Origin of the sequence: Thioalkalivibrio sp. ALJ7 (genome assembly GCF_000376865.1) — a bacterium.
Classification (GTDB): Bacteria; Pseudomonadota; Gammaproteobacteria; order Ectothiorhodospirales; family Ectothiorhodospiraceae; genus Thioalkalivibrio.
In genome coordinates, this window is sequence record NZ_AQXQ01000008.1 from 190,094 (window position 1) to 202,507 (window position 12,414).

General features: G+C 63.8%; 9 protein-coding genes. 3 read left to right on the plus strand and 6 right to left on the minus strand.

Going from position 1 to position 12,414, the window contains the following annotated elements; all coding sequences use genetic code 11:
- Positions 1–2: 2 nt before the first annotated feature.
- Positions 3–1,748, minus strand: a complete 1,746-nt coding sequence (locus D002_RS0103850; protein WP_026181503.1) for a glycoside hydrolase family 57 protein — start codon at positions 1,746–1,748, stop codon at positions 3–5.
- Positions 1,738–3,003, minus strand: coding sequence for a glucose-1-phosphate adenylyltransferase (gene glgC, locus D002_RS0103855; protein WP_018140596.1), 1,266 nt, complete (start codon positions 3,001–3,003; stop codon positions 1,738–1,740). Before glgC ends, D002_RS0103850 begins: the two co-directional genes overlap by 11 nt.
- A 96-nt stretch (positions 3,004–3,099) precedes the next feature.
- On the opposite strand from glgC, the gene glgB reads away from it, so the two are divergent.
- Positions 3,100–5,313: a 1,4-alpha-glucan branching protein GlgB gene (gene glgB / locus D002_RS0103860; protein WP_026181504.1), complete on the plus strand. Its 2,214-nt coding sequence runs from the start codon at positions 3,100–3,102 to the stop codon at positions 5,311–5,313.
- A gap of 35 nt (positions 5,314–5,348) precedes the next feature.
- Here the strand turns inward: glgB and D002_RS0103865 are convergent, their stop codons facing one another.
- The 4 genes from D002_RS0103865 to D002_RS0103880 form a co-directional block, all read right to left on the minus strand.
- Positions 5,349–6,494: a PQQ-dependent sugar dehydrogenase gene (locus tag D002_RS0103865; protein WP_018140598.1), complete on the minus strand. Its 1,146-nt coding sequence runs from the start codon at positions 6,492–6,494 to the stop codon at positions 5,349–5,351.
- Between the two features lie 104 nt (positions 6,495–6,598).
- Complete coding sequence (lysS, locus tag D002_RS0103870) at positions 6,599–8,089, minus strand: lysine--tRNA ligase (RefSeq protein ID WP_018140599.1); 1,491 nt, start codon at positions 8,087–8,089, stop codon at positions 6,599–6,601.
- Between the two features lie 24 nt (positions 8,090–8,113).
- Positions 8,114–9,212 (minus strand): peptide chain release factor 2 gene (prfB, locus tag D002_RS0103875; protein WP_155996099.1). Its coding sequence is split into 2 segments (ribosomal slippage): positions 8,114–9,139 and positions 9,141–9,212, totalling 1,098 coding nucleotides; the frame shifts between segments, so codons are not numbered across the junction.
- An 87-nt stretch (positions 9,213–9,299) separates the two neighbouring features.
- Positions 9,300–10,103: a hypothetical protein gene (locus D002_RS0103880; RefSeq protein ID WP_026181506.1), complete on the minus strand. Its 804-nt coding sequence runs from the start codon at positions 10,101–10,103 to the stop codon at positions 9,300–9,302.
- 471 nt (positions 10,104–10,574) lie between these two features.
- On the opposite strand from D002_RS0103880, the gene D002_RS0103890 reads away from it, so the two are divergent.
- The gene (locus D002_RS0103890) at positions 10,575–12,035 is read left to right on the plus strand and encodes a DUF255 domain-containing protein (protein WP_018140602.1); all 1,461 of its coding nucleotides are present in this window, start codon (positions 10,575–10,577) and stop codon (positions 12,033–12,035) included.
- A gap of 195 nt (positions 12,036–12,230) precedes the next feature.
- Positions 12,231–12,414: helix-turn-helix domain-containing protein (locus tag D002_RS13935; RefSeq protein WP_155996081.1), on the plus strand; the 184-nt coding region annotated here is incomplete at its 3' end.

Sequence of the window (12,414 nt, forward strand, 5' to 3'; positions counted from 1 at the left end):
AACTACTGCCCCTTGCGCATGGTGCCGCCCGCCGCCGGATCACCGCCTCCGACGGACAGGACCTCACCCAGCGATTCGGGGACTTCAAGGTCCGCCAGCTGATAAAGCCGGGCAAGATGCCGCCGATAGAGCTGCTCAAAGTCGCTGACCGAGCCAGCCGGGTTGTACTCGCCGAACCACCAGCACCAGTCGGAGCCTTCGCACACCGCCAGTTGCTTGCGCAGCTCGGGGGTGTCCAGGGCCGGATGCCGAGCGATGGCCTGATCGACCGCCGTCCACGCCTCGATGAGCCGATCCCAACCGAGGTTCTTGTCCGGATCACCGATCCAGGTCGAAAAGGTCCCGTAGACCCAGGAGCCGGCCACCATTCCCGGCAGATCACCGCGATCCGCCCGAGGACCGGTGCGCTGACAGACATCCGAGAAGGTGCAGAGGTTCAGACGCGGGTTCTCGGCCAGGCGCTCGTACAACCCTCGGAGGAAGTGGAAGCCGTTGTCCGGGTAGTACTCCCAGGCATTCTCGCCATCCAGGATCACGGCGACGACGCCGCCGTCCGGTGACACCGCCGCAATGTTCTCCAGGTGATGAACAAAGTCGCCCACGGCGTCGTCGGCATGCCAATCGGCGTAGCGGAAACCAATGGCATCGGACAGCCCGTCATCACGGAAGAACAGCTCGATGGTCGAATCGCTCAAGCGATACGGGCGGTGCAACCAACCCTCCTGCTCGGCCAATCCTGTGTGCGACTCCGCGGTCTGACCCGCTGCGACCAGGCTATTGCCCAGCACCGTCTGGCCACTGGCCGTCCAGCAGATGCCGTAGTCGTCGAGAAGACGCACGGTAGGCTCGCTCAGGCTGCCCTCCGAAGGCCAGCAGCCCCGTGGACGGAATCCAAAGTGCTGCTCGAAGACCTCCAGCCCGCGCTCGATGTGCCAGCGCACACGGGCCTCGCCATCGGGATAGGCCAAGGCCTGCGGTAGCTCCACATCGGGCATTGCCTCGCGCGCGGAGTTCAGGTCGAGCAGCAACGGCATAATCGGGTGCGCGTAAGGGGTAAATGACAGTTCTACCCGTCCCTGCTCCGCCAGTTCGCGATAACGCGGCAGGATCGCCTTCACTTCATCGCGTATCAGCTTCAACAGGCGCCCGCGTACATCCCGGTTATAGCCCGTGTCCGCCTTCAACCAGCCCTGCACCTCCGGATAGGCACGGCGCACCGTTTCGCCCAGCCACGCGAGGTGGTAGCAGGTAGCCAGATCCTGGAAATAGCGGTTGTCCAGGTGGGCCAGCAGCACCGGATCTTCCAGCGCCTGGTGCGCCAGGGCGGCGAGACGCTCGAATAATGGAAACGGCTCGATCATTCGCGGGGCGTGGGCCCGCAGGCATACCCGAAGGATCTCGCGCCGCTGCACTGGGTCCACCGGGACGATATCCATCTGCAACAGGTCGAGCACGGGATCGCCGAAACTCGAGTGGCTCCCGATCCCGGACTCAAGGCGCTCGCCATAATCGGCGATCTGCTCCAGGAGGATGGGCGCGAAGTTCACCACCGCCCGCGCCTGGGGACAGGCCTCGAGGTGCGCGGCCATGTCGGTGTAGTCCTTCAGTGCATGCAGGTAGGTCCACGGCAGCACGTACTCGGCGCTGCCGGAATCGTAGTAATGCGGCTGATGCATGTGCCAGCAAAGCACCACATCAAGCTGAGGGGGCTGGGTGGCGAGCGCGGTACTCCCGGATTCAGCGGACATGGTGCGTGGCCTGGCCCAGCATCTCAGGCGTCACCACTCGCACCCCACCTGGGGAAACGAAGTAGTTGCGTGCGTCCGCCTCGTCGTCCACCCCGATCTCGGTGCCATCCGGTACCTTGCAGCCCTTGTCGATCACCGCATTGCGGATCACGCAGTCCTCGCCCACGGTGACACTCGGCAGAATGACCGAGTCCTCCACCGTGGCGCAGGCATTGACCTGCACGTTGGAAAACAGCAGGGAATGACGCACGGTACTGCCGGAGATGATGCAGCCACCAGAGACCATGGAATCGATCGCCATGCCGCGCCGATCCTCGTCATCGAAGACAAATTTCGCGGGCGGCAGCTGCTCCTGATACGTCCAGATTGGCCATTCGGAATCGTACAGGTTCAGTTCCGGGGTCACGCCAATAAGCTCCAGGTTCGCCTGCCAATAAGAGTCGATCGTCCCCACATCGCGCCAATACCCCTGACGCACACCCTGCTCATCGCGGAACGGATAGGCCATCACCCGATAGCGCTCGATGATGTTCGGAATGATGTCCTTCCCGAAATCGTGGCTGGAGAAGGTGTCATCCGCATCCTTGATGAGCTGTTCGAACAGAAACTGGGTGTTAATGACGTAGATGCCCATGGAGGCGAGCGAGTGGGTCTCGCTGCCGGGAATGGGTGCCGGGTCTTCAGGCTTCTCGGCAAACGAGGTGATACGGCTGGCCGCGTCCACGCCCATCACGCCGAATGCCTTCGCGCGCTCGCGTTCGACCTCCAGACAGCCGACGGTCATGTCGGCCCCGCTCTCCACATGGAAGGCAATCATCTGGCCGTAGTCCATCTTGTAGATATGGTCCCCGGCCAGGATCAGCACGTAGCTTGGATTGTGTTGCCGGATGATGTCGATGTTCTGATAGACCGCGTCAGCCGTGCCTGCGTACCAGGAGGTCTCGATCCGCTGCTGCGCCGGCAGCAGCTCAATAAACTCGCCAAACTCACCACGCAGGAAGCTCCAGCCGCGCTGCATGTGCTGGATCAACGAATGGGCCTTGTACTGCGTAACCACCGCCACCTGCCGGATGCCGGAGTTGATACAGTTAGACAGCGGGAAATCGATAATGCGGAACTTGCCCCCGAACGGCACGGCCGGCTTTGCCCGCCACAGGGTCAATTGTTTGAGACGCGAGCCACGCCCGCCGGCCAGGATCAGGGCCAAGGTCTCCCGGGTCAGGCGGCTAACGTAACGTTGCGGTTGCGGACTCATGCACCCATCCTTGCAAAAGGTTTGATTGTCTCACGTGGTCGGCGGATCCTCCCGAACCATGTCTTCCCACGTCCGAAACGCGAGTTTGATCCGAGTATGGCAACAGCCCCCAACAAATGCACCCGTTCTGTCACGGACCCGTTAGGACGTCTGGTCGAGGCGCGTCTTCATGATCCGCACAGCGTCCTCGGACATCATGCGCTGGATCAACAATCCGCCTGTTATCGCGCGTGGTTGCCGCACGCAGACGAGGCCTCCATCACACTTTCCAAGGGTCAAAGCGAGCCCCTGATCCCGGCCCCCGGCTTTCCCGGTCTGTTCCTCTGGCAGGGCTCGCCGGAGAGCCTGCCGGCGCACCCTCGGGTCGATTGGACGCCCCAGGGTGGCACGGGTTCATTACAAACCATTGACCCATGGAGCTTCGCACCGGATCTTCCCGACTTCGACCGCCACCTCTTTTCCGAGGGCCGCCACTGGCATGCCCACCGCATGCTGGGCGCTCACCCCACCACACGTGACGGCATCGACGGCGTGCGTTTCGCCGTCTGGGCCCCGAGTGCGGAACGCGTCTCGATCGTGGGAGACTTCAACCGCTGGGACGGCCGCTGTCACCCGATGACCGTGCACCCGGGGAGTGGCATCTGGGAGTTGTTCATCCCTGAGCTTGCCGAGGAAACGCTGTACAAGTTCGAGATTCGCAACCGCGAACAGGGCAGCCTGCATCTGAAGACCGACCCCTACGCCCGCGCCTACCAGGTCCGCCCGGAGACTGCCGCGCGCATCCAGCCCGCCAGCGACTACGCCTGGTACGACGAAGAATGGATGCAGAACCGCCATCCCGAGGCGTGGAAACACCGCCCCATGAGCATCTACGAGGTGCACCTGGGCTCCTGGCAGCGCAGCCCCGAGGGTCACTGGCCGACCTACCGCGAACTGGCGGAGCGTCTGGTGCCCTATGCCCGTGACCTGGGGTTTACTCATTTGGAGTTATTGCCGGTCACCGAGCACCCCTTCGACGGCTCCTGGGGTTACCAGAGCACCGGCTTCTTTGCCCCCACCTCGCGCTTCGGGCATCCGGACGACTTCCGCTACTTCGTCGACCAGGCCCACCAGGCGGGGCTAGGCGTGATCCTGGACTGGGTTCCGGGCCACTTCCCGCGCGACGACTTCGCGCTGGCCCGTTTCGACGGCACGGCGCTGTACGAACATGCCGACCCGCGCATCGGCGAGCATCGCGGCTGGGGCACCTTGATCTTCAACTACTCCCGCCCCGAGGTGCGCAACTTCCTGCTCTCCAGCGCCCTTTGCTGGGTGGAAGACTTCCACCTGGACGGGCTGCGCGTGGATGCCGTCGCCTCCATGCTCTATCGCGACTACGACCGCGAGGGCCAGGACTGGCTGCCCAACATCCACGGCGGCAACGAAAACCTGGAGGCCATCGACTTCCTGCGCCACCTCAACGAGACAGTACAGACCAGTCACCCGGGTGTCGCCATGATTGCCGAGGAGTCCACCGCATGGCCCGGTGTCAGTCGGCCGCCGTCCATGGGAGGCCTGGGTTTCACCATGAAGTGGAACATGGGCTGGATGCACGACACGCTGACCTACTTCGGCATGGACCCGTTGTACCGGCAGTACCACCACAACCAGCTGACCTTCGGGCAGCTCTACGCCTACAGCGAGAACTTCGTCCTGCCCTTTTCGCATGACGAAGTCGTGCACGGGAAACACAGTCTGCGCGGTCGCATGCCCGGCAACGAATGGGAACAGCACGCCAATCTGCGCCTGCTATACGCCTGGCAGTGGCTCTACCCTGGCAAGAAGCTGATGTTCATGGGCCAGGAATTTGGCCAGGGGCCGGAGTGGTCCGAAGATCGCGAGTTGGACTGGTATGTATTGCAGTACCCGCTACACAAGGGCCTGCAACAGCTGGTCCGCGACCTGAATCGGGTCTATCGGGACTGCCCGCCCCTGCACGCCCGGGAGTTCGAACCGGACGGCTTCGGGTGGCTGGATTGTGACGATGCCGAACATTCGACCATCAGCTTTTGGCGCCGGGACCACCATGGCCGGGCACAGATCGTAGTGCTGAATCTGACCCCGATGGAACGCCCCTCGCATCCAGTGCCCGCACCACATGCCGGTCATTGGCGCGTGCTCCTCAATACCGATGCCGATGTCTACGGCGGCGGCTCACGCGGCCCCGCTCACGCCCACGCAGAGCCGGTCGAGCGCCACGGCCACCCGGCCACGCTCTACCTGCATCTGCCGCCGCTGGCAGCGCTCTTGCTGGAGCCGGCCGAGGGGTAAACCCTGGGCCGGGCCGCAGGCCGCGTGACAGCGGCTTAGCGGGCCTCCATCCGGTACAAGCCACCGTCGGATTCGTCGGTCAGCACATAGAGGTGGCCGTTCGGGCCTTCGCGCACATCGCGAATGCGCCCGATCTTGCCGTGCAGCAGTTCCTCCATGTGCACGACCTCGTCGTCCTCGATGACGATGCGCAGGATGCGCTCGGCGCGCAGGCCGCCGGCCAGCAGGTTGCCCTGCCAGGTCTCGAAGCGATCCGAGGTGACCATGGCCAGCCCGGACGGCGCCAGGGTCGGCAGGAACTCGTAGACCGGGTCGAACATGTCAGCGTCCTGCCGAGCCTCGCCGAACGGCTCTTCGGAACGATAGTCACGCCCTCGGCTGACTACCGGCCAACCGTAGTTGCCCCCGGCCTCCATACGGTTCAGCTCGTCACCACCCCGCGGGCCATGGTCGGTCAGCCAGATGGTGTCGTCCGCCGGATCCACTACCAGTCCCTGGGAATTGCGCAGGCCATAGGCGTAGATGTGCGGCTGGGCGTCATCGCGATCGGCAAACGGGTTGTCGGCCGGGGCCGCGCCATCCTCGGTCAGGCGCAATAGCGAACCGGTATGCGACGACAGATCCTGGGACGGTTCTTCCTGGCGGCGGTCTCCAATGGTCATCAGCAACGTCCCGTCGGCCAACCAGGCCAGCCGCGAACCAAAGTGGCCGTGATTGCTGCCACCCCGATCTTGCTCGAAGATTTTCTCGAACTCGTGCAAGGTGCCGTCTTCCATCAGGCCGCGCCCCAATGCGGTGTAGGACTGATCCTCACTACCACTGGAATAGGTCAGGTAGACCCAGCCGTTATCCCGAAAATCGGGGTGCAGGGCCACATCCAGCAGACCGCCCTGCCCACTCGCGACCACGTCGGGTACACCCTCTACCTCGCGAGCGTTCCCACTTCGATCAATCTGCTTGAGAGTGCCACCGCGCTCGGTGACCAGGTAGCCCCCGCCAGGGAGGAATGCAACGGACCAGGGATGCTCCAGTCCACCGGCTACCTTTACCAAATCGAAGGACTCGTATTCGGTGGAAATCCCGGATTCAACCATCTCGCCAGCCTGCGCACCCGCCGTGAGCAGTACACTCGCACAAACCCCGGTAAGCAACGAATCCAACTTGCGACGCTGAATGGCCATGGCAACCTCCTTTGCTTGAAAACATGCCGTACCCATGCGACCAGCATGGTCTCCCGGTGTTCCCCAGAGGCCCGAGCCATCTCCCTCGCGCAACCGTCGTTTATCTACGCCTCCGGGCGCAGGTGCGGGAACAGGAGCACGTCGCGGATGGACGCGCTATTGGTCAGCAGCATCACCAGGCGGTCGATACCGATGCCCTCGCCCGCCGTCGGCGGCAGGCCGTACTCCAGGGCGCGGATGTAGTCGGCATCGTAGTGCATGGCCTCGGCGTCGCCGGCGTCCTTCTCCGCGACCTGCGCCTGGAAACGCTCGGCCTGGTCTTCCGGATCGTTCAGCTCGGAGAAGCCATTGGCGATCTCGCGCCCGCCTATGAACAACTCGAAGCGGTCGGTGACGAACGGGTCGTCATCGTTGCGCCGCGCCAAAGGCGAGACCTCGGTCGGATAGGCGGTGATGAAGGTCGGGTGACGCAGCTTGTTCTCGGCGGTGTACTCGAAGATCTCGGTCCACAACTTGCCGAGCCCGAAGCTCGCCTTGATCGGGATCCCCAGGCGCTCGCAGTGGGCGCGCACCTTTTCGATGTCCGCGAGGTCCTCGCTGCCGATCTCCGGGTTGTGCTCGAGGATCGCCTCGCGCACCGTCATACGGGTGAAGGGCTGGCCGAAGTCGTAGGTCTCGCCCTGGTACTCGATGGTGGTCGTGCCCAGCACGTCCTCGCACAGCCCGCGCAGCAGCGTCTCGGTGCGGTCCATCAGCGCGTGGTAGTCCACGAACGCCTCGTAGAACTCCAGCATCGTGAACTCGGGGTTGTGCCGCGTGGACAGCCCCTCGTTACGGAAATTGCGGTTGATCTCGAAGACCCTCTCGAAGCCGCCGACGACCAGGCGCTTCAGATACAGCTCCGGCGCAATGCGCAGGTACAGCGGCATATCCAGCGCATTGTGGTGCGTGGAAAACGGCCGCGCGGTCGCGCCGCCCGGGATCACCTGCATCATCGGGGTCTCCACCTCGATGAAGTCCTCGCGCTCGAAGTATTCGCGGATGTAGCGCACGATCCGGGTGCGGGTGCGGAACAGCTCGCGGCTGTCCGGGCTGGTGATCAGGTCCACGTAGCGCTGGCGGTAGCGCTGTTCCTGATCGGTCAGGCCGTGGAACTTCTCCGGCAGCGGGCGCAGGCTCTTCGTCAGCAGACGCAGCTCGTCCAGCTGCACGGTCAGCTCGCCGGTTTTCGTCTTGAACAGTGTCCCCTGCCCACCGACGATATCGCCCAGATCCCACTGCTTGAAGGCCGGGTACACGCCTTCCGGCAGGCTGTCGCGCTGGGCAAACAGCTGGATATCCCCGCTCTGGTCGCGCAGGCGAATGAAGCTCGCCTTGCCCATTACCCGCTTACCAACCATGCGGCCGGCGACCGTCACGCGGACGCCCTGTGCCTGTAGAGCCTCGCCTTCCGTCTCGTCGTGTGCGTTGTGCAGCGCGGCCGCCAGAGAATCGCGCCGGAAGTCATTGGGAAAGGCCGGACCGGCCTCGCGCAGCTCATTCAGCTTGGCGCGGCGTTGCGCGATCAGCTTGTTTTCATCGGTGGTTTCGGTCATCGGAAATCCAATGTAATAAGAGACTTACAAGCCGCTCTTCAGGCTGGCTTCAATAAACGGATCCAGGTCGCCATCCAGCACACCCTGGGTGTTGCCCACCTCGACGCCGGTGCGAAGATCCTTGATCCGCGACTGATCCAGCACGTACGACCGGATCTGGCTACCCCAGCCAATATCGGACTTGGTGTCCTCGACCGCCTGCTTCTCTGCATTACGCTCCTGTAGCTCCCGTTCGTAGAGCTTGGCGCGCAGCTGGTTCATCGCCATTTCGCGGTTCTTGTGCTGGGAGCGCCCGGCCTGGCAGGCCGTCACGACACCGGTCGGGACATGCGTGATGCGCACCGCCGAATCGGTCGTGTTCACGTGCTGACCACCAGCGCCGGACGAGCGGTAGGTATCCACTCGCAGATCTGCCGGATTGATCTCGATCTCGAAATTCTCGTCGATCTCCGGCGAGGCGAACACGGACGCGAACGAGGTATGGCGGCGGTTGCCTGAATCAAACGGCGACTTGCGCACCAGGCGGTGAACCCCAGTCTCCGTGCGCAACCAGCCAAAGGCGTACTCACCCTGGATATGCACGGTCGCGCTCTTGATACCGGCGGTTTCGCCCTCGGAGAGCTCAGTCACTTCGGCCTTGAAGCCCTTGTGTTCGGCCCAGCGCAGGTACATGCGCAGCAGCATGTTCGCCCAGTCCTGCGCCTCGGTGCCGCCAGAGCCGGCCTGGATGTCGAGGTAGGCGTTGGCCTCGTCCATATCGCCGGAGAACATGCGGCGAAACTCCAGGCCCTCAATACGCGCGGTGAGCGCCTCGACATCCGCCTCCACCGCCGACGCCGTCTCTTCGTCGTCATCGGCCTCGGCCATCTCCAGCAGGTCGCGGCTTTCGTCCAGCTGGATACCGATCTCGCGGATATTGACCACGACATTCTCGAGCTGGGCGCGCTCCTTGTTCAGGGCCTGGGCCTGTTCCGGGTCATTCCAGATATCCGGATTCTGTTCCAGCTCGCGCTGGACCTCCTCTAGCCGTTCTTCCTTGGCAGGGTAGTCAAAGATACCCCCTAAGGCCTTCCAGGCGGCCTTTCAGATCATCAATCCGGGAATACAGCGCGTTCAGTTCCATGGCAGTTTCCGTCGGGTGCCGCAGGTTTCACGACACGTTCCATCGCATGAGAAGAAAAGCCGCGCAGTATAACACCCACCAACGTCTTCAGGGCCTGCGCGGGCGGCGCCACAGCGCTAGTGCGTCGCGTCGCGTCAGCACCAGGGGAATCCCAGGCTGCCCCGAACCCTCGCCTGCATGGGGGCCATCGGGGTCAATAAACTCGAGGGCACTCAATTCCCCGCGAAGCAGGGCACGTACCTTGGGCGCCACCACGTCCTCGGCCACCGATTCCAGCAACTCCAGTCGCCGCTCGTACGAGGGCGGCGCGGCCAGCGCATCGACCACCACCACGGTGTCCCCATGCTCCGACGGCGCCGCCGCCGGGTCGGCCTGCCAGTCAACGTCGGCGCCGCGGGCCAACCAACGCGCAATCGTCCCACCGCCACATACTCGGCGCACGGGCGTTGCCTTGGAGGCGCAACCCGGGGACCACAACCAGAGTCCATGAACGCCACCGCGACCCTCGCGTTCGCGTTCCAGGTTCACCGGATGCTGAAACCAGACCATCTGCAGACCATTGCTAAGCACCTGAAGGCGCCGCGCCAGGTCGTCCTTAAGAGATGGTGTTCCCATCGACCGACCCAGCCCCACCGACGGCGGCAGCCCTGCCGCTTGGCCTTCGGCCTCGAGCAATAATTCCCACAACCCGTCCTCCGAGAGCTGGAGGGTCGCACCGGCTGCTTCGAGCTCGGGCTCGGCGGCGGACCACAAGGCCTCGCGTTCGGCATCGGCCACGGGACCGACCGGATGGGCGACCAGATCCTTCATCCCTGGAGTGAGTTGCACAGGCTGGGCCAGCCAGGTCCGCCGGCCCTGTTCCGGCTGGCGATAATCCAGGGAGTCAGCCAACGCAGCCTCCCAGCCCACCGCGATCTTCGTCCTACGGTGGGCCTGGGCACGCCCCAGCCAGCGTCCCAACCGTCGCACCCACGGCGACGGATGATGACCCTCCATCCCTGCTGGAGACGCCCATAGCCCTGGCAATAGATGGACGACTCGTGGTCGAGCGTCGGTCATCGTTGCAATCCGACGCGCGTCAGGACGACGATCGAAATCGGCGGCGGCATGCGCAGATGCCCGGCGCGCTGATACTTCATGCTCACTCCCAGTGGTCCCAGAACTCGGGCATCCTACCACCCGCCCCACACCGGAACGCGCGCCCGACAGGAACGCTCAGGCCCGGCATTTGGTCTATACCTTTACATACGTGAACAGGGCGGACTCACGATGAACCGTCAGTACGCATCCCAACACCGACCCCGAATTAACCGTCACAGAGGCGCCGCACTCTTCGCATGCCTCGCGGCCGGCGCCTTGCTGATGTTCGCCGTTCCAGGCGCCGCCGAAGACTATCCGGCGGATTCGAGCATTGATTGGCAGGACTGGGACAGTGCGCTCTTCGAAGAGTCCGAGGCCCGCGAACGCCCGATCTTCTTCTACTTCCACGGCCAATGGTGCACCTGGTGTCGAGACTTTCAGGACGAATCGCTGGAAAACCCGGATGTAGTGGAATCGATTGAGCGCGACTACATCCCAGTGCTGGTCGATTTGGACGAACGCGCGGACCTGTTCCGGCGCTATGGCGGCCGGGGCCTGCCCTTCGTAGTCATCGTGAACCACGAAGACGAGATGCTGACCCGGTTCACCGGGCATGTGAATCCCCGCGACCTGCAGAACATCCTGGAGAGCCAGCGCGACATGTTCTCCGTCACCGGGCGCGAGATCACGCCGGACGACGCTGGCATCGATGACCTGGACGCCTTTCTCGAAATGCTCGGCGAGGTCTACGACGAACGTGCCGACCGCCTCAGCGGCAGCGCCACATTTGGCACCTTGAGCAAACGCCCCCAGCCATGGACCTACCGCTTCCTGCTGGGCCAGAAAGAGTGGGAAGACCGCATGCCCGGCCTGCTCGACCAGATCGCGGAGGATCTCTACGACGAAGTCGAGGGCGGGTTCTTCTTCTTTCACGACCCCGACCAGCGCGATCCCGTCCTGGCGCTGGAGACCTCCAAGCGCCTGGACCAGAACGCCGCCTTCATGTGGCTGTTCGCCGATGCCTACGAAGCGCTGGGTGACGACCACTACGTGGAGATCGCCCAGGGGATTCGCGACTACTTTCGGGAACAGCTTTGGGATCAACGCCAGCTACGCTTCGGCAACAGCCAGTACGCCGACCGCGACTACTACCAACTGGACCCGGAGACTCGCCGCGCCACCGACCCACCGCAGGTCGACCGCAACACCTACGCAGACACCTCCGGGCAGGCCATCGCGGCCCTCGCCAATCTGGCTCGGGTCACCAAGGACGAGGAGACGCTGGAGTGGGCGCTGGAAGCCATGGAAGCGCTAGATCGCTATCTCCAGACCGAACGCGGCTACCTGCACGGCATTACGGCCGCGGGCCGCCCGGCAATGGAGGGCTATCTTCCCTCGCAGATCTGGCCCGAGATCGCTCGGCAGGAACTCGCACGTGCCGTATACGCGCTGGAAGGCGAACAACCGGAGCTACCGGACCCGGTCGCTGCCCTGGATCGCCTGGAGCCATTTTTCGATGAAGCGTTAGGAGCGCATGCCGAACGCGTAGGGACCGACCTGGAACCCTGGTCCGAGACCCGTACCCAAGCGGCGCTCGCCTGGTGGCTATACCGGCTGGAGGACGAGGCCATCGAGGCCTCGCACATCGACCGCGACACCGTACGAGAACGCCTCCGCATCGAGCCCGGCGCCGACCCGGACGACGTCGCCCTGGGCTTTGATGCGCTGCACCGAGGCTTCTGACAACATGAAGGGTGGGGGTGTTGAGTCGTACCCTCCCCTTCCAACTGCCCGAACACGCTCACACGAACGCTTCTCTAGTGAGGCGCCGATTTAAACCAGCGTCTCCCTAGGTGTGATCTCTCAATAGGTTGTCCACGGGACGACTCCGAAGGATGCTGAGTTTGCGGACTGAGCCATTCCCAAGGAGGACGCCCCGTGAACCTTCACCAAAATGCCTTAATGGGCCCCCGCGGTCGAGAGCGGATGGCTCGTCTGGTCGTGGATCACGGCCAGAGCCTTCGGGCCACGGCCCGCGCCGTTGGCGTGGATCCGAAGACCGTGCAGCGCTGGGTCCAGCGGTTCCAGGAGGCGGGCCGTTCAGGTCTTGTGGACCGTTCGT